At 51.0% G+C, this 20,983-nt stretch carries 20 protein-coding genes; 14 read left to right on the top strand and 6 right to left on the bottom strand.

The annotated features are described in order from the left end of the window. Positions 1-7: 7 nt before the first annotated feature. A complete protein-coding gene (locus KOO63_02205; protein MBU8920649.1) occupies positions 8-1,045 on the bottom strand; it encodes a hypothetical protein in 1,038 nt (345 codons plus the stop codon). Positions 1,046-1,223: 178 nt separating this feature from the next. Between KOO63_02205 and gatC the strand changes: the two genes are divergently transcribed. The 3 genes from gatC to gatB are packed head-to-tail and all read left to right on the top strand — an operon-like array spanning position 1,224 to position 4,456. Continuing rightward, positions 1,224-1,535 carry an Asp-tRNA(Asn)/Glu-tRNA(Gln) amidotransferase subunit GatC gene (gene gatC, locus KOO63_02210; GenBank protein MBU8920650.1) on the top strand — a complete coding sequence of 104 codons (312 nt, stop codon included), beginning with the start codon at positions 1,224-1,226 and terminating at the stop codon, positions 1,533-1,535. A gap of 12 nt (positions 1,536-1,547) precedes the next feature. Further along, complete coding sequence (gatA, locus tag KOO63_02215) at positions 1,548-3,026, top strand: Asp-tRNA(Asn)/Glu-tRNA(Gln) amidotransferase subunit GatA (GenBank protein MBU8920651.1); 1,479 nt, start codon at positions 1,548-1,550, stop codon at positions 3,024-3,026. Beyond that, entirely contained in the window at positions 3,023-4,456 is a 1,434-nt protein-coding gene (gatB, locus tag KOO63_02220; protein ID MBU8920652.1) for an Asp-tRNA(Asn)/Glu-tRNA(Gln) amidotransferase subunit GatB, read from the top strand. The genes gatA and gatB overlap by 4 nt, the downstream gene beginning before the upstream one ends. A 3-nt stretch (positions 4,457-4,459) precedes the next feature. Here gatB and KOO63_02225 read toward each other — a convergent pair whose 3' ends face one another. Further along, positions 4,460-5,050: a zf-HC2 domain-containing protein gene (locus KOO63_02225; protein ID MBU8920653.1), complete on the bottom strand. Its 591-nt coding sequence runs from the start codon at positions 5,048-5,050 to the stop codon at positions 4,460-4,462. Next, positions 5,050-5,607: an RNA polymerase sigma factor gene (locus KOO63_02230; GenBank protein ID MBU8920654.1), complete on the bottom strand. Its 558-nt coding sequence runs from the start codon at positions 5,605-5,607 to the stop codon at positions 5,050-5,052. Before KOO63_02230 ends, KOO63_02225 begins: the two co-directional genes overlap by 1 nt. A gap of 195 nt (positions 5,608-5,802) precedes the next feature. On the opposite strand from KOO63_02230, the gene KOO63_02235 reads away from it, so the two are divergent. From KOO63_02235 to KOO63_02280, 10 genes are all read left to right on the top strand, one after another. After that, positions 5,803-6,168 (top strand): hypothetical protein, encoded by a 366-nt coding sequence (locus tag KOO63_02235; GenBank protein MBU8920655.1) that lies wholly within the window; start codon positions 5,803-5,805, stop codon positions 6,166-6,168. A gap of 156 nt (positions 6,169-6,324) precedes the next feature. Further along, positions 6,325-7,809: a WD40 repeat domain-containing protein gene (locus KOO63_02240; protein ID MBU8920656.1), complete on the top strand. Its 1,485-nt coding sequence runs from the start codon at positions 6,325-6,327 to the stop codon at positions 7,807-7,809. Positions 7,810-7,998: 189 nt separating this feature from the next. Continuing rightward, complete coding sequence (locus KOO63_02245) at positions 7,999-8,640, top strand: lamin tail domain-containing protein (GenBank protein ID MBU8920657.1); 642 nt, start codon at positions 7,999-8,001, stop codon at positions 8,638-8,640. Between the two features lie 95 nt (positions 8,641-8,735). After that, positions 8,736-10,469 carry a hypothetical protein gene (locus KOO63_02250; protein MBU8920658.1) on the top strand — a complete coding sequence of 578 codons (1,734 nt, stop codon included), beginning with the start codon at positions 8,736-8,738 and terminating at the stop codon, positions 10,467-10,469. Positions 10,470-10,602: 133 nt separating this feature from the next. After that, on the top strand, positions 10,603-11,127 hold the full coding sequence (cobO, locus tag KOO63_02255; protein ID MBU8920659.1) for a cob(I)yrinic acid a,c-diamide adenosyltransferase: 525 nt from the start codon (positions 10,603-10,605) through the stop codon (positions 11,125-11,127). A gap of 18 nt (positions 11,128-11,145) precedes the next feature. Beyond that, positions 11,146-12,123 carry a methylmalonyl Co-A mutase-associated GTPase MeaB gene (gene meaB, locus KOO63_02260; protein ID MBU8920660.1) on the top strand — a complete coding sequence of 326 codons (978 nt, stop codon included), beginning with the start codon at positions 11,146-11,148 and terminating at the stop codon, positions 12,121-12,123. After that, positions 12,120-13,778: a methylmalonyl-CoA mutase family protein gene (locus KOO63_02265; GenBank protein MBU8920661.1), complete on the top strand. Its 1,659-nt coding sequence runs from the start codon at positions 12,120-12,122 to the stop codon at positions 13,776-13,778. The genes meaB and KOO63_02265 overlap by 4 nt, the downstream gene beginning before the upstream one ends. Positions 13,779-13,808: 30 nt before the next feature. Further along, positions 13,809-14,210, top strand: a complete 402-nt coding sequence (locus KOO63_02270) for a cobalamin B12-binding domain-containing protein (protein ID MBU8920662.1) — start codon at positions 13,809-13,811, stop codon at positions 14,208-14,210. Positions 14,211-14,301: 91 nt separating this feature from the next. Then, the gene (locus KOO63_02275) at positions 14,302-15,483 is read left to right on the top strand and encodes an acetyl-CoA C-acetyltransferase (protein ID MBU8920663.1); all 1,182 of its coding nucleotides are present in this window, start codon (positions 14,302-14,304) and stop codon (positions 15,481-15,483) included. 49 nt (positions 15,484-15,532) lie between these two features. Continuing rightward, on the top strand, positions 15,533-16,387 hold the full coding sequence (locus tag KOO63_02280) for a 3-hydroxybutyryl-CoA dehydrogenase (protein ID MBU8920664.1): 855 nt from the start codon (positions 15,533-15,535) through the stop codon (positions 16,385-16,387). 140 nt (positions 16,388-16,527) lie between these two features. On the opposite strand, the gene mce is transcribed toward KOO63_02280, so the two are convergent. From mce to KOO63_02295, 3 genes are all read right to left on the bottom strand, one after another. Beyond that, positions 16,528-16,935 (bottom strand): methylmalonyl-CoA epimerase, encoded by a 408-nt coding sequence (gene mce, locus KOO63_02285; protein ID MBU8920665.1) that lies wholly within the window; start codon positions 16,933-16,935, stop codon positions 16,528-16,530. A gap of 14 nt (positions 16,936-16,949) precedes the next feature. Then, on the bottom strand, positions 16,950-18,569 hold the full coding sequence (locus KOO63_02290; protein ID MBU8920666.1) for a methylmalonyl-CoA mutase: 1,620 nt from the start codon (positions 18,567-18,569) through the stop codon (positions 16,950-16,952). Between the two features lie 67 nt (positions 18,570-18,636). Beyond that, positions 18,637-20,190 (bottom strand): acyl-CoA carboxylase subunit beta, encoded by a 1,554-nt coding sequence (locus KOO63_02295; GenBank protein ID MBU8920667.1) that lies wholly within the window; start codon positions 20,188-20,190, stop codon positions 18,637-18,639. 199 nt (positions 20,191-20,389) lie between these two features. Between KOO63_02295 and KOO63_02300 the strand changes: the two genes are divergently transcribed. After that, on the top strand, positions 20,390-20,983 hold the full coding sequence (locus KOO63_02300; GenBank protein MBU8920668.1) for a hypothetical protein: 594 nt from the start codon (positions 20,390-20,392) through the stop codon (positions 20,981-20,983).

Below are 20,983 nucleotides of genomic sequence, written 5' to 3' on the forward strand. Positions count from 1 at the left end.
GACGGAGTCACCTTCCGGGTCTGAGTCCCTCGATGAACGATGCATCCATCCAATAGATGGAAGCCAGTATTTCTCCAGGTTCATTATGGATGCGAAGCATCAGGTCCCGGGTGATCCTGCCATTTGGGAATACCATATCCTCACTCATTCTTCCCGACATGAAGAAGAAATATTTACCGTCTGGAGACAGATATGGTGAATGCTCACTGCCGTATTCGGAGTTTACCGGGACTCCCATGTTTATCGGTTCACTCCATGTGTCGTCGGTGTTTCTGAAACAGATATAGTAGTCGTCTCCACCTAGGCAATCCTCACGTCCCCCGGTCGGCACTATGATATAACTTTCATCCGGAGCGATAAAGGCGTTGTATTGCTGATTCGTGGAATTTACCTGTTCTGGAAGTTTTTCGGGCTCGGTATATCCGCCATCGATCAGTCGTGACCGGAAGATATAGCTTGATCGTCCAACGGTCCGGGTGAAATAGAAAGTGCCGTCCCTCGTGATAGAAGGAAAGAACTCCGCGGCATCAGTGTTTACAGGGCCACCGATATTATACGCGTCCGACCAGCCGTCTTCTGTTCTGTCAACTGCCCAGATATCCTGGTTGGCTGGTTTTCCGTTGGCTGTATCAGGTCTGTTTGAAAGGAATAGAAGTTGTTTGCCGTCTGGAGTGATAAATGGTTCAGCATCCATGTAGTCGATATTACCGCAGAATGAAGCGACCTCGGGACTGGTCCATACACCATCGATCCTTTTAGTGTGCAGGATCTGTGTGATATTGTATCGTCCGACTACGCTCGTAAAAAAGATCTCGTCACCTTCAGGGGTCATTGCGACATCCCTCGTGAACAGACAGGTGGAGATAAGTCCTGGAGCAAACAGTTCAGGTTCTTTCCCTGGAGGAATCTGTCCGAAATAGTCGCCGGTCAGCACGGGGAATGTGTCACCGGACGAGGAATCGTCCCTGGTGGCACAACCTGAATGGAAAAGAAAAGAAAGGGCCATGGCTATGATGAAAAACCGGAAACATCGTGATATCGACATCGATCAACTCCGTTCTGCTATGGTGGGAGTTTTAGAGCAGCCCAGGCACTCATGAAATATAGATTGTGTGAAATATTATTGCAAGAGACGAATCTTGTTAGAACGGCTGTTGACATCAGGTGTTGCCTGTTGATAGCCTGAGCGGGATGTATTCGTTTTTACTGAAGAGGGGCCATTGATGCGATTGTCCGATAAAGAATTGTCACGACTCGAAGCCCTTGCCAGGATCCGGCTGGAAACCGGGGAGAGGGAAACCCTGAGGATCCAGCTTGCCGGTATCATAGACTTTGTACGCCGGATGGAAGGCGCGGAAACGCTGGATGAAAGCCTTAATGAAAAAAAGCGACAGATTTCCAGGATGCTGAGAGTCGACAAACCTGGAGATTGCCTTGATAGAGAAACGGTTCTGGAGCAGGCGCCGGACAGCAAAGTCGGGCATTTCAGAGTGCCTGCCGTTATCGATAGTGAGGAAGATGATTCCAGGATGTGAAAGGTCCAGGAGATGCACGATCTAACCAGTCTGACAGCCATCGAACTTCTTGGCCTCTACGAGCGAGGTGAGACGATTCCGTCCAAGGTCCTCAGAGCTTGCCTGGATGGGATCGAATCGAAAGAAGCTGTAGTCGGGGCCTTTCTTCATGTTGACGCAGAAGGGGCTATGGCGCGAGCTTCAAAGCTGGACGCGGAAGGAATCGGTGGGCGACCTCTATTCGGAGTGCCGGTTGCCGTAAAAGATAATATCTGCACAAGTACGATGCCGACGACCTGCGCGTCACGCATTCTGGGAAGTTATCGACCTCCATATGATGCTACCGTTGTCAGACGACTGGAAGATGCGGGTGCTGTTATCGTTGGAAAGACGAATCTTGATGAATTCGCAATGGGGTCCTCAACTGAGAATTCAGCCTTTCACACTACACGCAATCCGTGGGATGAGAGCCGTGCTCCTGGAGGATCGAGTGGTGGATCAGCGGCCGCGGTCGCGGCCTGTATGGTACCCGTCGCTCTAGGTTCGGATACAGGGGGATCGATTCGTCAGCCAGCCTCGTTCTGTGGGGTGACCGGTATCAAGGGCACTTATGGAAGGGTATCCAGGTACGGTTTGATCGCATTCGCGAGTAGCCTCGACCAGATCGGACCCATTGCGAGGGATGTGGAGGACTGCGCTCTTGTGATGGGGGTGCTTTCAGGGGAAGACCCTCTCGATGCGACATCTATAGCGGGAGATACTGAGTTCTGGAAAGATTCTTCCGGCGGGGGTATCGACGGTTTGAGAGTCGGCCTTCCATTAGAAAACTCCAAATGGGAGATGGATCTTGATGTAAGAGAGCTCTTTGATCAGGCTGTCAACGCGATCATCGAGTCGGGATGCACGACTGGCGGTGCCCGACTTCCGGAAATGGATAAATCGATAGCCTGTTACTATATTATCGCCAACGCGGAGGCTTCTTCGAACCTCGCGAGATATGACGGTGTCAGGTATGGTATGAGGTCTGATGCCGATACTTTGACCCGGATGTATGAAGAGACGAGAGGAGAAGGCTTCGGAGCAGAAGTCAAAAGAAGGATCCTTCTGGGAACATATGTACTCTCTTCCGGATACTACGATCTGTACTATTCCAGAGCACTGCACGCGCGAGAGGAAATAAAGCGGGATTTCAGAAAAATATTCGAACAGTATGACGCGATCATACTTCCGACGACTCCTGAACCGGCATTCGAACTGGGAGAAAGACTCGATGATCCATTGTCGATGTACATGTCGGATATATTTACTACGCCCGCCAGCATAGCTGGACTTCCCGCCATTTCCGTGCCGGTCGGAGTAACGGTCGACGGGCTTCCTGTGGGGATGCAGGTAATCGCTGCAGAGGGAAGGGAAGATATGGTCTTCCGGGTTGCCGGGACCCTGCAAAGATCGTTCGGTTTCAATAAACGCTACTACAGCCTGTCCGATGAGAGTGGGGAGGGTGATCGATGAGCGCCGGCAGGTATGAAACGGTTATCGGGCTGGAAATCCATGTTCAGCTTCTTACATCGACAAAGCTGTTCTGCGCGTGTCCCGCTGAATTCGGAGGAGAACCTAATTCACGTATCTGTCCGGTCTGCCTCGGTCTTCCTGGAGCTCTTCCGGCCGTTAACCGGGAAGCAGTAAAAATGGCCGTACTGCTCGGAACAGCACTTGGATGCGATGTGCGAAGTCGTTCGGTCTTCGCCAGGAAGAATTATTTTTATCCGGATTGTCCGCGAAACTACCAGATCTCGATGTTCGATAAGCCTCTCTGCGAGAACGGTGTCGTCGAATTGGACTCGGACGATGCACCTGTCAGGATAAGGATCGAGAGAGTACACCTGGAAGACGATTCGGGAAAATTGATCCATGAGAGTGATGGGGGAAGCCTCGTTGATTTCAACAGGTGCGGTGTTCCTCTGGCCGAGATAGTTACGATGCCCGATCTACGCACGCCAGCTGAAGCCCGCATGCTGGTGAAGCAACTGAGGCAGCTTGTGAGGTATCTTGGGATCTGTGACGGCAACCTGGAAGAAGGATCGATGCGGTGCGACGTCAACGTAAGCCTCAGAAATCCTGGCGAGACAGAGCTAGGGACCAAAACAGAGATAAAGAATCTCAATTCGTTCAAGGCTATAGAATCGGGGCTGGAAGCTGAGATCGTTCGTCAGGCCGCTTTGCTCGATGCCGGAAAAGAGATCGAGCAGGTGACCAGCCTGTGGGACAGTCAGCACAGGGAATCCGTGGTGATGAGGAGTAAAGAGAAAGCTCACGATTACAGGTATTTCAGAGAGCCTGATCTTGAGGACCTCGTCCTTGATGAAGGACTCCTGAAAAAAGTGGAATCCCTCATGCCAGAATTGCCACGAGAGAGAAGGGGGAGGTTCGTCGATCAATACGGACTCTCCGATTATGACTCAGTTGTTTTGACATCCGAAAAGGAAATAGCCGACTATTTCGAGGAAGTTGCACGTCTTTCGGGTGATCCCAGGTCTAGCTCGAACTGGATCATGAGAGAAGTCATGGGAGAACTTAATAATACTGGAAAGGATATCAGGAGCTTCGGTGTATCCCCCGAAGGGTTGTCAGAACTGATCAAGGAGATAGCATCGGGAAGGATCAGCGCGACAGCTGGTGGAGAGGTCTTCGGGGAGATGGTCCGTTCCGATGTCGAACCCGGAGACGCGATCGCATCTCTCGGCCTCGAACAGGTCAGTGGTGAGGATGAGATCTCGGAGATGGTCGGGACAGTGCTTGAAGCCGCACCAGACGAGGTGCGAAGATACAGGGAAGGGGAGAGGAAATTGCTTGGATATTTTGTCGGACAGGTGATGAAGATGAGCGGAGGCAGGGCGAACCCTTCAAAAGTGAACGAGATCCTTAAGGAACGACTGCATTGATGATCAATCCCGCAGGATCCTGCGGACTATCTGTCCGAAAGAAAGACTCATACAAAGTATGATCAGGATATAGACCGAGAGAAGGATTCGAAAATCTACCGCTTCATACCATCCGTTCATCTTTCCGGCAGCCGAGACCAATCCATCGATAAGCGCGATGTATGCCCTCGACGGTCCCGATATGACATCCGATAGCCAGGCAGACAGTGAGTTCAATGTGGAATCGTAGAATGTCGAATACGATTCACTCAATCCCGGGAGCACTCTCTCTACAGATTTTCTGAAGATAAAGAAAAAGATGGAGATAGATAAAAGGCCAGAAGCAGCAAAACCGGGTCTGCCGAACCTGAAGATGGATAATATACTCTTTTTCTCGAGTCCCAGACTGGTTATGACTCGAGAGGCAACCAATCCAGGAAGAGGTATCTCGTTCTTCAGTTCTCTGAGTTGCGGCTCAAGTGAAGTCCAGGCATCAGCCATCTCAGCGCAGTCCCCGCAAGAGGCGATGTGAGCTTCAAGATCCCGGGCTGTCTCGACAGAGAGCTTACCCTCATAATAAAGTGCAAGAAGCTTTTCAGTTCCGATGCAATCCATTATTCCCTCTCTGATTTCCCGTTTTCAATGTTCATCATCCTTTTCAATTGAACTTTTGCCCTGAAAAGGTATGTCTTTACAGTACCCTCGGGCAGATCAAGAATCTCCGAAATCTCAGAGTATGACCTCTCAGCTGTATATCGCAATTCTATCACATCCCTGTACCTGGCATCGAGGCGGGATATATGGTCTCGCAGCCTCCCGGCAATATTTTTTTGTTCATATAACCTGTCAGGGCGGTCTTTGTCTGTTCCGATCTCGGGTAGCTCGTCGATCGGAATAGAAGGCTTCGACTTTCCAACTGCGTTGAGGGCCTCATTCCGCGCGATACGGTATATCCAGGTCGATAACTTCGCTCCATGTCTGAACCCGGGCAGGCCTTTGAAAATTTTGATAAATATATCCTGAACGACGTCGTCGATATCCGTCGAACCTCTGAATACAGCCCTGACGGCCGAATAGACAACGTTGTTGTTCTGTTCGATGATCCTGGTGAAGGCTCTGCAATCGCCATCGATAGACCGTCTGACCAGTTCATGGTCTCTATCACCTCTCAATTAATCCTCCAGAGGTATGACAGGCTGGGTGAAGAAATGTTTCAAGAATATTATGGGAAACTGAGTTTTTATGCAACGACACGATTTCTGAAAATATTTGAAACATTATCGTGACGCGGATGTCCAATTAACGTATCGAATGAAATTGGAATGATTAAGAAACCATTAGTCGGGTAAGAGGAAAGGGGCTGGAGAATGTTTGATCTGACACCATCGGCAATAGCCATAGCGATTCCCGTCATGTTTCTGCTGGCAGGGGTAGCGATCACGATAACGGCAATTATCGTTGAAGGAGGAAAAAAGGAACTTCTTCACAAGGAGAGATTGTTAGCTATGGAGAAGGCTTTGGAACTTCCCAAACTTGAAGAAAAGAAGAAACGTCCGAAATATCTTGCTATGCGAGCCTGGGGATTCGTGTTCCTTTTCCCCGGTTTTGGGTTGATGATAGGACTGCACGTAGTAAACGGTTTTGAGGGAAGTGTGTGGGCCCTTATGCCGATGGGGCTTGGCGCGGGCCTCTTGCTCGCCTCATACCTGGAAAAGAAAGAGGGCATCAAGTAGAGTGAAATCAGTAAATGATTCCAGAATAGGCCGGAAGGGAGAAAGCCCTACCGGCCTTTTCTGTCGAAAGCTAACCCTTGAATCTCTTTTTATTGACTCATACAATACTCGGCTGTATCTTTAAACAGGAGCGTTCTTCTTTCCAGTGAGGGACTTATGCGATCGGTAAGTTTGATTGTCATCGTTTTGCTGGTTTTGCCGGCATGCACATTCAATATTCCTGAACCACGAGTCATGCCAAAAGGGTTCGACGATCTGTCAGGGATCGCTGTTCCTGTTGATACGTTCGGGCCGCTGGCCGGTCCGGTTATCAGGGTCGATTTCAGGGCAGGAAGCAATATTCTGGTCTGTCTCAGCAAAGAAGGGTCCGACAGGTCGATGATCGAATTCTGGTATGCCGATTCAGGACGGAAGATCGAATCGTTTCGGAACGAAGAATTTCTCGACCTCGAAGCCATATTCAGCCACGATGGAAAAAGTGTCGCGATCGGTAGTCTGACTGCTTTCCTGATAGACTCTGAAGATTTTGGGCTGAAGAGATCATTCACCGCGGATGCCTACATCGATGAAAGACTCATCGATCTAAACAGCGAGATCGCCTGGCCGTTCGTCATCAGAAATGTAGAGTACCAGAAGAAATATCATTTTGTATCTGCGATCGCGTTCTCTCCGGACGACCGTTTCATAGTGTCGGGACACGAGAATCATCATATAAAGGTCTGGGATACGAGTACAGGCCGGCTTCTGAACTCAATGGGAATGTCCTCTATCCATGGGGCGGTCACAGAAACGGCGTTCAGTCCAGACGGCCGATATATCGCCGCGTGCCAGTATCTGGGAAATATTCACATCTGGACATTTCCGGACTATCGCGAGATCGACCTGGCGGATCCGGACAGGAGTGTCAATGCCATATCCTTCGATCCTTATTCTGGACTTCTGGCAGGTGGATGTTCCGATGGTTCAATAGTGATATGGGAGGTTCAGACAGGAAAGATAGTGCGTGATTACGACGGGCATCTGAAGGAGATCCTTGCTCTCGAATTCACGAAAGACGGACTATTTATAGGTAGCTGCGGCACAGACAATACGGTTCAGATAAGAAATGCGGTCACCGGTGAACCTGTAATGGTTCTTGTCGGGCATTCCAGGCAGGTGAATGATTTAGCGTTCAATTCCAACGCGTCGCTCCTGGCGAGTTGTAGTGACGATATGAAGGTCATTCTATGGGATATCTCGGCTGCTGGACTTTGCCCTGATCCTGCATCGATACCCCAGCCCGTGTTTCCCGTAAGGCTTTCCTGCGAAGTCGAATATGTAGACCGTTCGGGAGATGGATATCTTGGGAGGGAGGAAAGTTCAGCGCTCAGATTCACCATCAGAAACGATGGTGCAGGAACGGCGTACCAGCTGGTGTCGATGATCCTCCCGGATTCTCTGGGCCTGGATCTGTCCCTGAATCGATTGCCAGTAGTACCAATGATCCTTCCAGGCAGGAGAAAAGTCATCTATACAGGAATAACAGGAGGAACTGCTCTTGAGCAGGGTAAAGCCTCTTTCAGTCTCCGCGTATATGAGTTCAACGGGTTCCATTTACAAAAACCACTCAGGTTCACCATACCTTTAAGGTCGATCGATTGAGTAATTCAGACCATTCCATAGTTTAGCTTCATCCATCCACAGACAAATTCGCAGGAAAACAGGATGCCCACTTCGATTTTACTGGAAATAGATTCTGGAATGTAATAAAATACGCGCTGTGGAAGTGAAAACGGGGCGGACCGTTTTCCGAGGGAAACGTTTCCTGAGGAGGAGGAAGGGAGGATGAGGATGAGGAGACTATTCCGTTTTTTCATGCCCGTCACTATTTTTTCAATGACAATTCTGAGTGTTGTTTCCGGTCTTTCGGCACAGGTCGTTATAAACGAGTTCATGGCTGACCCTGCCAGGGATTGGGACGGTGATGGAGAGTACTATTACCGGGACGACGAGTGGGTAGAGATCCTGAATGTCGGTGAGACCTCTGTGGATCTTGACGGCTATATGCTGACCGACGCGGAGGGTGCAGGTGTCTGGAGATACGGTTTCTCCGGGATCATACAGCCCGGGCAGATCATGATCGTGTTCGGGAGTGATTCAAGGGCCTGGGAGGAATCCAGCGGGAATCCTGCATACGGCCTGAGTCTTAACAATACCGGAGACATGATATCACTGTTCCATGTCTCGGCGGGTGATACGGTGCTTATGGATGAGGTGACATATGGAGCAAGCGCCGCGCAGGATGACAGGTCGGCTGGTCGAAGTCTTCATGCCGAAAGGGAATGGGAGATATTCGATGCCTATAATCCCTGTGGAGGCAATTGTGATCCAATAGGAAACGGTTGTGTCCCGACTCCGGGCATGGTGAACACCTGCACGACATCGGCGACGCCCTCCTCGTGGGGGAGGATAAAAAAGATGTATAACAGCTGATCACGCGGGAGGATATCCAGCGTTGATCGATTAACCGGTCCGCCCCGGTTTTCTGCTTTACTGGTCAATATTCTTGTGGTAGCTTCCATATCGCAATGGAAGACAACACTGATATCAAAAAGAGCAATGATCTCGCAAAGGATAATAGCCTGAGCGATGACAGTATCAACAGGTGCTGGGAGTATCTCGGCTGCAAGCGCGAAGACTGCCCGGCTCACGGGCAGAGCAGCGTCCCCTGCTGGGAACTTACCGGTCACAGGTGCCAGGAAAAGGTGTTCGCCCGGATAGAGGAGAAGCTGATACAGTGCTGTTTCAAATGCGATTTCTTTATACAGCTCAAGGAAAGGATCAAGGGAAGAAGATGGGCGGATATTACCCTGCTCGAGACGCTTGAGGATGCCCTGATCCGGTCTTCGAAATACTCCAGTAAAGTCGAGGATCTTTACATGGAGGTCATCCGCCGGAGCAAGTTGATGAACCTGCTCAGTGAGGTGAGCAAGATCGTCGCTCATCTCGACAAGGAAGAGGATATCATTCTCGCCATCCTGACGGTGATCACAGCCAGGGAAGGGCTCGGATTCAACAGGGCATTTATCTTTTTGAGAGGGACAGAATTCGATGTCCTGCGAGGAAAATACGCCCTTGGACCTTCTACTGCCGAGGAAGCGGGAAGTATCTGGAAGATACTGGACAAGGACACTACCAGTTCAATAGAGAAGCTTGTGACAAAGGGAAAGAAGCTTCACACACTGAAGAACAGTGAGTTATCGAAGAATATGTCGAAACTGTCCATCCCGATTGACGAGGAGAGCGGGATCATCTTCAAAGGGATGGACGAAGTACGTTTTCTCAAGATGGCGGATCTCAAGACTGAGAATGATATCAAGATATCCAGGGAGCTGGGTCTTCGTGATTTCTGCACCTGCCCGATAGCGACGGCAGAGGACAGCCTCGGACTTATCATTGTCGACAACATATACACTGGCAGTGAGGTTACACCGGAAGATGCGCATTTATTGGAAATGGTCGTAAGTCACGCCACAACATCGCTTAAAGCAGCACAGTTAAAGGAATCGCTGAAGACTAATGTCGAAAGTTTAAAGTTGACATACAGAAAGTTGAAGGCGAATGAGGAGAGGATGATGAAAGCCGAAAGGCTTGCCATCTCTGGTGAATTGACCAGTTCTGTCCTTCATGAGATCAAGAATCCGCTGGTGTCTATAGGAGGTTTTGCCCTGAATCTTCTCAAGACAGGTAACCTTGCCGGAAAAGATAGGAAGAAGCTGGAGATCATCGTCAACGAGACACTTCGGCTTGAGAAGTATCTGGAGAACATGCAGAATCGTGTGGGGGAACTGGATCTCACCGATGAAGACATCAATCAGGTACTTGAGGACAACTGCAATCTGCTTCAGAACGAGCTTGAAGAGAAGAAGATCGCTCTGTACAAAAGTTTTTCTCCCGATCTGCCGACATGCGCGGTCGATCATGTCAAGATCCACGAAGTCTTCCTCAACCTCTTTCAGAACTCGATAGAAGCTGTCGATATCGGTGGAGGTATCTGGATCCGGACATGGTCTTCCATAGACAGGACGATGGCCTTCATCGAGATATCGGATGATGGAACAGGTATAAGCGCAGACAAGATAGCAAAGATATTCACGCCGTTCTTTACGACAAAGGAAAAGGGATCGGGGTTGGGCCTTGCGCTTGCGCAGAGGATCATAAAGGATCATGGTGGAAGTATCTCTGTATCAAGCGTTACGGGGGAGAAGACGTCGTTCCTTGTCTCCATGCCGACAAAGGCCATGAGGTCTTTAAATATATAAAGGGTATTGCCTGCCGAAGAGCGGGAAGTCAACGATTGACAAACCCCCGTAAATCATTTAATCTCCACTTTCTAATTTACTGGCCGGGTTCTCCTTGAGGGGTTCCTATGTCCATTTATGCGGGAAGTGCGTTATGGGGACAGAAAAAGGAATCGTGATGCTATTTACCGGTAACGGCAAAGGCAAGACGACAGCATCACTTGGAGCCGGTATGAGAGCCGCTGGACACGGCGCGCGAGTGTTCATGATTCAGTTCATGAAAGGTCGACTATACGGTGAGATAGCCGCGTCTGCCCGTATAGATGGATTTACGATCGAGCAGCATGGGAGAGACGAATTCGTCGACCCTGAATCGCCTGAGAAGATAGATGTGGAGTTGGCCCGGAAAGGTTGGGCCCGGGCAATTGAAGTGATCGAGTCTGAAGATCCGGACCTTCTCATACTTGACGAGATAAATATCGCAATATCATTCGGCCTTATCGAGGTGAAGGATGTCGTTGAGATGATCAAATGCCGGCCCGAAGGACTCGATATGATTCTGACTGGAAGGTATGCCCCGGACGAACTGATCGAACTCGCCGATACCGTGACCGAGATGAAAGAGATCAAACACCACTACAACTCAGGTATCCAGATGAGAAAAGGAATAGAATATTAAAGGGATGAGATTAGAGGAATGAGAGCTGGATACAATATACCGGTGCTTCTGGAGAGATTCAAAAAGGGACAGGTCTCGGCCGCCGCCAGACTTATCACTATAATTGAGAATGGTGGGATCGATGCGGAAAAGGTTCTGGACGGTATTTTTCACAGGACCAGCAACGTATACAGGGTCGGGTTCACAGGTCCACCTGGAGCTGGGAAAAGCAGTCTGATCTACAGGCTGACAAAGAGATTCAGGGAGAGGGAAAAAAAGATCGGGATCATCGCGATCGATCCGACCAGTCCCTTCAGTGGTGGGGCCCTGCTTGGTGACCGGATAAGGATGCAGGCTCTTTCCGATGATCCGGAAGTCTTCGTAAGATCGCTTGCGAGCAGAGGGAGCCTTGGAGGCATATCGAACTGTACAGACGAAGTCACGGACCTGATGGACGCTTTCGGTAAGGATCTGATATTGATCGAGACCGTGGGTGTCGGGCAATCAGAACTGGAGATCGCGGAGAAGGCTCATACCGTTGTCGTCATTCTGGTGCCGGAATCAGGTGATGGAATACAGGCGATGAAAGCTGGTCTGATGGAGATCGGCGATATCTTTGTCATGAACAAATCGGATCACAAAGACGCAGAGTTGGCTGCCATGGAGATCGAGGATACACTTAAGTTGAAGAAGATAGCTGATGGCGCATGGAGACCCCGGGTGATACTGACTTCGGCAAAGGAAGACAGTGGCACAGGGGAACTTGTCGAGGTGATCGAAGAGCATAGGTCCTATCTTGAGAAATCCGGCCTGTTCCTGGAGAAAAGAAAGCAGATACTTTTCTCAAGAGTGAAGAACGCTCTCATGGACAAGATGGAACGAAGACTTCGTGCGAGTGAGATTGTGAAGAAGATCATGGCTCGGAAGATGGACGATGTATACGAGGGAAGGTTGTCGCCCTTCAGGCTTGTGCACGAACTTGAAAAGACTGTGACGATGGATGGAGAATCGAAATGAGTGAAAAAAAAGGTTTCGAAAAGGGAAAAAGGCAATATCTCGATTCATTCGGAAAGGGCGGCCTTCTCGATGTCGATTTCACGACCGTATCCGGGGCGTCTGTGGAGAAGCTTTATGCTTCTGATGATATCGACGGACTCGACTATATGGACGAACTGGGTTTTCCCGGCCAGTATCCGTATACCAGGGGTGTCTATCCTTCCATGTACAGGGGGCGGCTCTGGACTATGAGACAGTTCGCCGGTTTCGGTACTGCTTTCGATACGAACCGCAGGTACCATTACCTTCTCGACCATGGACAGACAGGGTTGAGTGTGGCATTCGACATGCCGACGATCATGGGTTACGATTCGGATCATAAACGTTCCGAAGGAGAAGTGGGAAGGTGCGGGGTCGCGATCGATTCGCTTCGGGACATGGAGACTCTTTTCGACGGGATCGATCTCGCCGGGATCACGACCTCCATGACGATCAACGCTCCCGCTTCAATACTGCTGGCTTTCTATCTCTCGGCGGGTGAGAAAAAGGGGACTTCGTTCGAGAAGATGGGTGGTACCATCCAGAACGATATCCTCAAGGAGTACATAGCGCAGAAATCATGGATATTCCCACCCGAACAATCGCTGAGGATCATCACTGACATTCTTGGCTTCTGTTCGGATCATGTTCCAAGGTGGAATACCATATCGATAAGTGGGTATCACATCCGTGAGGCGGGATCCACCGCAGCCCAGGAACTGGCATTCACCCTTGCCGACGGATTCGCGTATGTGGAAGCCGGAATAGCGGCCGGACTCGACGTCGACAAGTTTGCACCGAGATTATCCTTCTTTTTCAACGCCCATCTTGATTTCTTTGAGGAGATTGCCAAATACCGCGCCGCAAGAAGGATATGGGCGAAGAGAATGAAGGAAAAGTATGGCGCAAAAGACGAAAAATCAATGTTACTCCGTTTCCATACTCAAACGGCAGGATGTACTTTGACTGCTCAGCAGCCTGAGAACAATATCGTCCGTACTGCGTTCCAGGCCATGTCAGCCGTTCTGGGAGGCACACAGTCTCTGCACACGAATTCCATGGATGAGACGCTGGCTCTTCCCTCGGAGAAAGCCGTAAGAATAGCACTGAGGACCCAGCAGCTGATTGCTGAGGAGACAGGCGTCATCAATACCGCGGATCCCCTTGCCGGCAGCTATTTCGTCGAATCGAAGACGAGGGAGATGGAAGCGAAGGCAGAAGAATATTTCACGAGGATAGATGAACTCGGAGGAGTCGTGAAGGCTATAGAGCAGGGATTCTTCCAGATGGAGATAGGACGGGCAGCCTACGAGTATCAGAAGGCTGTGGAAGCTAAGAGAAAGATCATAATCGGGGTGAACGCCCTCATGGTCGAAGGAGAAAAAATCGATATTCCGCTTCTCAGGATCGATCCGGAAGTGGAAAATCACCAGGTGAAAGCTGTGAGGAATGTCCGGGCTGAACGTGATAACGACAAGGCGGCCAGGGAACTGGAAAGACTGGGAACCGTGGCTTCCGGCAGCGACAACCTGATGCCCGTTATTCTGGATTGCGCGAGGGTCTACTGTACCGAGGGCGAGATCATAGAAGAACTGAAGAAGGTATTCGGAGAATATGAAGAACCGATCTTTTTATAGGAACTGAGAATTGTCACGAGGAGGAACGCGATGTCGAGGAAGATTAGGGTGCTCGTCGCCAAGCCTGGTCTTGACGGTCATGACCGTGGCGCCAAGGTAGTCGCGAATGCCCTGAAAGACGCCGGTATGGAGATTATCTATACGGGACTTCACCAGACGGCGGAAATGATCGCCGAATCGGCTGTCCAGGAGGATGTCGATGTGGTGGGACTGAGTATCCTGTCGGGCGCGCATATGACGATGTTCCCGCGAGTAATGGATCTGCTCAGGGAAAAGGGGGCAGAACATATCATGGTATTTGGCGGAGGGATCATTCCGGAAGAGGATGTCGAGAAACTCGAGAAGATCGGAGTCTCAAGGATATTCGGACCGGGTACCGATACTGGTAAGATCGTGGAATTCATTAACGGAAGGTTCCAGGACGAAGATTGAGCTGATGGAATGTTCCCGGGCCTTCGAAACGGTTCGGTAAAAATTTTCCTGACGCCTGTCTGGTCATGGAGATCATAAGGAGGACGATAGGATGAGCGACATAGTGATCGCCGGAGCATGCAGGACAGCGATGGGCAGATTTCAGGGAAGCATATCTCCCCTGAAGGCGACTGAGCTCGGTGCTATGGCCGTTAAAGAGGCAGTAAAAAGAGCAGGGATCGAAGCTGGCCTGGTGACCGAAGTCATCATGGGTAACGTCATCGGCGCTGGACTTGGCCAGAATCCGGCAAGACAGGCCCAGCTTGGTGCGGGCCTTGGTTTTGATGTTTCAGCATTTACTATCAACAAGGTCTGTGGTTCGGGCCTCAAGGCAGTCGTCCTGGGCGCCCAGGCTTTAAAGGCAGGCGACGAGGAGATCGTCGTGGCTGGTGGCATGGAGTCGATGAGCAACGCGCCGTATATCCTGAGGAAAGCAAGGACGGGGTACAGACTGGGAGACGGGAAGATCGTCGATACGATGGTCTATGACGGTCTCTGGGACGCATATAACGATTTCCACATGGGTAATACTGGAGAGATCACCTCCGAGAGGTATAACGTTTCGAGGGAAGAGATGGACGAATATGCCTATAACAGCCACAAGAAGGCTGTCGATGCGATTAACTCCGGGAAATTCAAGGAAGAGATATTCCCCGTCGAAATACCGCAGAGAAAAGGAGATCCGGTCATTTTCGATACGGATGGAGGCCCCCGCAGTGACGTGAGCCTCGAATCGATGGCGAAACTTCGGCCTGTTTTCAAAAAAGGCGGAGTGATCACAGCCGGTAACGCTTCACAGCTCAGTGACGGCGCAGCCGCTCTGGTCCTTATGACCTCAGACAAGGCATCCGAGCTGGGTGTCAAGCCGATGGCGAAGATCACCGGCTACGCCACCGGAGGACTCGAGCCGGAACTGGTGATGATGGCCCCGACCGTTGCCGTACCGAAGCTCCTGAAGAAGACCGGCATGAAGATAGATGACTTCGACCTGATAGAGCTTAACGAGGCTTTCGCCGTTCAGCCGTGCGCGGTCATGAAGAATCTCGGCATGGACCCGGCGAAGGTGAATGTTCATGGTGGCGCGGTGGCACTGGGACATCCGATCGGTTGCTCCGGAACTAGGATCCTGGTCACCCTGCTTTACGCCCTGAAACAGACAGGCGGCAGCAAGGGACTGGCCACACTCTGTCTCGGTGGTGGCAACGCTGTGGCATTGAGTCTGGAGATGTTGTAAAAGGGAATATCATGGTAACGGCTTGACTATGCCGTGAAGGGAGAATGAAATGGCGATAGAAAAGGTCGCGATCATCGGCGCTGGAACAATGGGTAACGGTATCGCGCAGGTGTTCGCGTTTCACGGATACGAAGTCCTGATGATAGATATCAAAGATTCATTCGTCGAACGCGGTATCTCCGCGGTAGACAAGAGTCTCGGCAGGCTTGTAAAGAAAGAGAAGATAACGGAGGAAGTGAAAGCGGAAGTCCTGGGAAGGATAAAGGGATCCACCGATCTGAAATCGGCGGGAGACTGCCAGCTTATAGTGGAGGCCGTATTCGAGGATTTCGACGCGAAGACCGCGATATTCAAAGAGCTTGACGAAGTCTGCGGCGATGAAGTGATCTTTGCCAGTAACACCTCATCGATATCGATAACTGCTCTCGGTGCTGCTACGAAGCGGCCTGAGAAGTTCATCGGAATGCATTTCATGAACCCTGTCCCGATGATGAAGCTGGTCGAGATCATCAGGGGGCTGGCCACTGACGATGCAACCATGGCAACGACGATGGAACTCAGCGAAAAGCTGTCGAAGACCCCGATAGAGGTCAACGATTATCCCGGGTTCATCGCTAACAGGATCCTCATGCCCATGATCAACGAGGCCTGCTTCTGCCTGATGGAAGGCGTGGCGACAGCCGAAGCGATAGACGGTGTGATGAAGCTCGGAATGGCCCATCCGATGGGCCCCCTGCAGCTGGCAGACCTGATCGGCCTGGACATATGCCTGAATATCCTGCGTGTGCTATACGATGGTATGGGTGATCCGAAGTACCGTCCCTGTCCTCTTCTGGTAAAGAAAGTCGAAGCCGGATATCTCGGCAGAAAGACGGGGAAGGGATTCTACGAATATACCAGGTAGGCTGGGTGTCACGTCAATGAGGACACCGTGGTGAGCTCACAGCCAGTAAATTCTGTTTGGGATAAGGGAGATATCGATGAGATGTCTCCCTTTTTTTGAACAGGTCATCGGTCGGTTGAAGAATCACAGTCCAGGATATCCTACTTTTCTTCGAGCTCAATAAGTACCTTCATCGTGGATCGGGGATGAATAAAAGCTACCGGGTGCCCGGCGGCGCCAGGCCGGGCTTTCGTGTCGATAAGCTCTATGCCATCTTTTCCCAGACTCCTGAGCGTTGCGTCGATATCGGTTACGTCGAAACAGAGGTGATGGATACCCGGCCCGCGTTTATCCACGAACCTTGCTATGGCGCTCTCGGCAGTGACCCCCTTGAGAAGCTCGATAATAGTGTTGCCGGTAGAGAGGAGGGCGACCCTCAGTCCCCTGTCCGGGAGGTCCTTTTCCTCAATCAACTCGAAACCGAGGATATCACAGTAGAGATGTTTCGCTTCTTCGAGGTCTTTGACAGCTATTCCGATGTGGTTCAGATCTTTAAGTCTTTCGTTCATTATTCCTCCATCCATCAGGCCGTCGAGCCCGGGGAGTACCGGCCGAAGACCTTTTCCATCGTTGATGATATCTCTCCCAGAGTGCAGCCACCCCTGACAGCCTCGATGATCGGGACAACGAGGTTTCCTTCGCCTTCTGCCGTATCTTTCACGGCTGAAAGGAGAGCGGAGACCTGCGTGGCCTCACGGGCCGACTTGAATGCAGTAAGTCTTTCTACATGCCTCTGTTCTATTTCGGGGTCGATGGCGAATTTTTCCGGAGTCGCTGTATAGCCGCCTGTATACTTGTTTACACCGACCACGGTGATATCCTTTTTCTCGACACCAAGCTGGTATTCGTAGGCACTTCTCTCGATTTCTTTCTGAGGGAAATGTTTTTCTATTGCGGAGGTCATTCCGCCCATGTCCTCGATACGTTTCATCAACTCCAGAACCTTTTCTTCGATCTCATCGGTAAGTCTTTCTATGTAATAACTTCCGCCAATCGGATCGATAGTGTCGCAGACTCCCGATTCCTCTGCGATAAGCTGTTGTGTCCGAAGTGCGGTGAGGACAGCGTCTTCTGAGGGAAGATTGAGGGCCTCGTCTTTCGAATTAGTGTGAAGGGACTGGGTGCCTCCCAGGACAGCGGCGAGGGCCTGCATCGCCACCCTGATGACATTGTTCTCGACTTGTTGAGCGGTGAGGGAACAACCGGCTGTCTGCGTATGAAACCTCAGAAGGCAGGATTTGTCCTTTTTCGCTCCGAACTTATCCTTCATCAATCGGGCGTATATTCTTCTCGCGGCCCGGAACTTGGCCACTTCCTCAAAGATATTGTTATGAACGCAGAAGAAGAAGGAAAGTCTCGGCGCGAATTCATCGACGTCAAGCCCGGCCGCGATCGCTGAACCGATATACTCCACAGCATCGGCAAGAGTGAATGCCACTTCCTGCACTGCTGTAGAGCCGGCTTCCCTGATATGATAACCACTGATCGAGATGGTATTCCATCGTGGAGTGTTTTCCCTGCACCAGGAGAATATATCTGTGATGATCCTCATCGAGGGGGCAGGAGGGTAGATATAGGTTCCACGTGCGTAATATTCCTTCAGAATATCGTTCTGAATAGTCCCGGCGATCGAGGCGGGACCGATTCCGTTCTCTTCAGCGAGAACGACGTACATCGCCAGAAGAATAGCGGAGGTGGCGTTGATAGTCATGGACGTCGAAACCCTGTCAAGGGGGATACCCTTCATGAGTCTTCTGAAGTCATCGATGGAATCAATTGCAACACCAACTCTTCCGACTTCTCCTTCGGCCATGGTATGGTCTGAGTCGTACCCCATCTGGGTAGGAAGGTCGAATGCGACCGAGAGGCCCGTCTGTCCTCTTTCAAGCAGATAGAGGAACCGTTTGTTGGTCTCTTCGGCCGAACCAAACCCCGCGTACTGTCTCATCGTCCACAGGCGCCCCCTGTACATCGTGGGGTAGACGCCCCTGGTGAAAGGATAGGAACCGGGAAGTCCAATATCGTCATTATAGCGTTCGTCCGGGCTGTCGAGGGGAGTATATGCAGGTTCGATCCCGATTCCCGAAGTTGTCTCGAAGCTTTCCCTGCGCTCTCCACCTTTTTCCCTGAAGGGCGAGTAGATCTCTTCACGCCATTTCCTGACACGGCTCGAGAGTCCGTGATCCTTCTCAGCCACTGTTACCTCCTGTTTACAATGGGATGTTTCCGTGTTTTTTCGGAGGAAGCTGCTGGCGCTTGTTGAAGAGGTTCTCCAGTGCGTGGATCAGCATCGGCCTCGTCTGGTTGGGCATGATGACATCGTCCAGATATCCCAGCCCGGCCGCGATGTATGGGTTTTCGAATGTATCTGCATAATGGTCAACGCGTTTTTTAAGCTCGGCCTCGGGGTCATCAGCGGAAGCGATCTCTCTCCTGAAGAGGATATTGGCTGCTCCCTCGGCGCCCATCACCGCCAGTTCGGCCGTGGGCCAAGCTACGTTGTAATCGGATCTGATATGCTTGCTCGACATGACACAATAGGCTCCCCCATATGCTTTCCTCGTGACGACTGTCAGTTTCGGGACGGTCGCCTCGCAATAGGCGAAGATCAGTTTCGCGCCGTGTTTGATTATCCCGTTCCATTCCTGGTCCGTGCCGGGCAGGAAGCCTGGTACGTCCTCGAAGGTGACCAGAGGGATGTTGAATGCGTCGCAGAACCTTATGAAACGCGCGGCTTTGATCGAACTTTCGATGTCCAGGACACCTGCCATGTGATTGGGCTGGTTTGCGATTATCCCGATCACGTGCCCGTTGAGCCTCGAGTAACCCACGACGATATTCTGCGCATAGAGTTCCTGGACTTCGAAGAAATAAGCATCGTCGACTATCATCTTTATGACTTCCTTGATATCGTAGGGCGCTCTGGCGCTGTCAGGAACGATATCGTTCAGACGCGGATCCATCCTCATCGGATCGTCCGATGGCTTGACGTATGGAGGGTCCTCGAGGTTGTTCTGTGGGAGGAATGAGAGGAGTTGCCGGATCTGGTCTATACATTCCTCATCGTCTGCCGCCTTGAAATGGGCGACTCCGCTTTTAGTGTTGTGCGTGTCTGCTCCACCCAGTTCTTCCTGACTGATATCCTCGTGTGTGACTTTCTTGATCACGTTGGGCCCGGTTATGAACATATGGCTTGTGCCCTCGACCATAAAAATGAAATCAGTCAAAGCGGGTGAATAGACAGCGCCTCCAGCGCTTGGGCCCATAATGGCGGAAAGCTGCGGGACGACACCGGAAGCGAGAGTGTTGCGCAGGAAGATCGATGCGTATCCTGCGAGGGAAGCTACACCTTCCTGTATTCTGGCACCGCCGCTGTCCGAGAGGCCTATTATCGGCGCGCCGTTGTCCAACGCGATGTCCATCAGCCTGATGATCTTTCCCGCGTTCGATTCGCTCAGAGAACCGCCGAAGACAGTGAAGTCCTGGGCGAATGCGTACGTCAGCCTGCCGTCGATAAGTCCCTGACCGCAGACTACCCCGTCTCCGACCATTTTTTTGTCCGCCATGCCGGGCCATGTCGACCGGTGAGTGACGAAGACGCCCATTTCCTGAAAAGTCCCTTCATCGAAGAGAATATGAATGCGCTCCCTTGCCGTCAGCCTGCCGGACGCATGGATCTTCTCGATCCTTTTTCTGCCGCCTCCGAGAAGTGCCTGTTCGCGTTTCTGCTTGAGCTCTTCGAATTTTTCCTTTTTCGATTTCAAATCCAGTTCTCCCTTCGGAGTGCGCCGGACAGAAGTGTCCGATATGCATTAAGGCCTCATATTATTTAATGAGCCCGCTGCGGTCAATCTATTATCATGGAATTGGATTGTAAAATCCAGAAAAGACGTTTATGATATCACAATGATACGACTTGTTTGGGAGTCGGTAATCGAACATCTTTCAGATGGAGGTAAGAGGATGTCATTGAGGAGATCGTCAGTTCTGCTGTTTATATTGATTTTGACAGCGACAGCGTTTGTCTCGTGCGGCGGCAACTCTGAAAAGAATACAGAGAAGACGCCCGAAACGATTGTGAAGGATGCTGCGGAGACTAATGAGGAAGATATTTCTTATGTCTCCGAGGATATCAGTTTTGGCATATTCTTCGACAGGGAAGGGACGAAGAGGACGACTGACCTCAAGAAAGGGCAGAAGCAGCTTCAGGTGTTCGTCATAGTACAGGTCCCTGAATTTATCGAGATAGCGGCTGCGCAGTGGCAGCTCTCTCTGCCGGAAGGCCTGGAGATAGATGTCGACAGGTACCACAAGGACAGGGTCATGTCTCTCGGCCAGATGCCCTTTGGAATAAGCGAGAGGTTCAAGCCATGCCTTCCCGGACCGAAGGCGATCATCCACGAGTTGACTCTCAATATCACCAGCGAGCTGAAGAACGCCACACTCTCGATACTTCCATCGAAAGACGGTAATTTCCTCGGGATAGCTAACTGTACAGAAGGATTCCCACAGGAGAGGGCATCCTCATACAAGGCGGTTGTGAATCCCGGTAACTAG

The sequence above is a fragment of the Candidatus Latescibacterota bacterium genome (assembly GCA_019038625.1).
Classification (GTDB): domain Bacteria; phylum Krumholzibacteriota; class Krumholzibacteriia; order Krumholzibacteriales; family Krumholzibacteriaceae; genus JAGLYV01.

What these genes read in the sequence shown, in the direction of transcription:
- KOO63_02280 (MBU8920664.1), top strand. Translation starts at nt 15,533, where the DNA reads ATGGCGATAGAAAAGGTCGCGATCATCGGCGCTGGAACAATGGGTAAC.
- gatB (MBU8920652.1), top strand. Translation starts at nt 3,023, where the DNA reads ATGAGCGCCGGCAGGTATGAAACGGTTATCGGGCTGGAAATCCATGTT.
- KOO63_02270 (MBU8920662.1), top strand. Translation starts at nt 13,809, where the DNA reads ATGTCGAGGAAGATTAGGGTGCTCGTCGCCAAGCCTGGTCTTGACGGT.
- cobO (MBU8920659.1), top strand. Translation starts at nt 10,603, where the DNA reads ATGGGGACAGAAAAAGGAATCGTGATGCTATTTACCGGTAACGGCAAA.
- KOO63_02240 (MBU8920656.1), top strand. Translation starts at nt 6,325, where the DNA reads ATGCGATCGGTAAGTTTGATTGTCATCGTTTTGCTGGTTTTGCCGGCA.
- gatA (MBU8920651.1), top strand. Translation starts at nt 1,548, where the DNA reads ATGCACGATCTAACCAGTCTGACAGCCATCGAACTTCTTGGCCTCTAC.
- KOO63_02275 (MBU8920663.1), top strand. Translation starts at nt 14,302, where the DNA reads ATGAGCGACATAGTGATCGCCGGAGCATGCAGGACAGCGATGGGCAGA.
- KOO63_02205 (MBU8920649.1), bottom strand. Translation starts at nt 1,045, where the DNA reads ATGTCGATATCACGATGTTTCCGGTTTTTCATCATAGCCATGGCCCTT.
- gatC (MBU8920650.1), top strand. Translation starts at nt 1,224, where the DNA reads ATGCGATTGTCCGATAAAGAATTGTCACGACTCGAAGCCCTTGCCAGG.
- mce (MBU8920665.1), bottom strand. Translation starts at nt 16,935, where the DNA reads ATGAACGAAAGACTTAAAGATCTGAACCACATCGGAATAGCTGTCAAA.
- KOO63_02300 (MBU8920668.1), top strand. Translation starts at nt 20,390, where the DNA reads ATGTCATTGAGGAGATCGTCAGTTCTGCTGTTTATATTGATTTTGACA.
- meaB (MBU8920660.1), top strand. Translation starts at nt 11,146, where the DNA reads ATGAGAGCTGGATACAATATACCGGTGCTTCTGGAGAGATTCAAAAAG.
- KOO63_02250 (MBU8920658.1), top strand. Translation starts at nt 8,736, where the DNA reads ATGGAAGACAACACTGATATCAAAAAGAGCAATGATCTCGCAAAGGAT.
- KOO63_02225 (MBU8920653.1), bottom strand. Translation starts at nt 5,050, where the DNA reads ATGGATTGCATCGGAACTGAAAAGCTTCTTGCACTTTATTATGAGGGT.
- KOO63_02245 (MBU8920657.1), top strand. Translation starts at nt 7,999, where the DNA reads ATGAGGAGACTATTCCGTTTTTTCATGCCCGTCACTATTTTTTCAATG.
- KOO63_02265 (MBU8920661.1), top strand. Translation starts at nt 12,120, where the DNA reads ATGAGTGAAAAAAAAGGTTTCGAAAAGGGAAAAAGGCAATATCTCGAT.
- KOO63_02235 (MBU8920655.1), top strand. Translation starts at nt 5,803, where the DNA reads ATGTTTGATCTGACACCATCGGCAATAGCCATAGCGATTCCCGTCATG.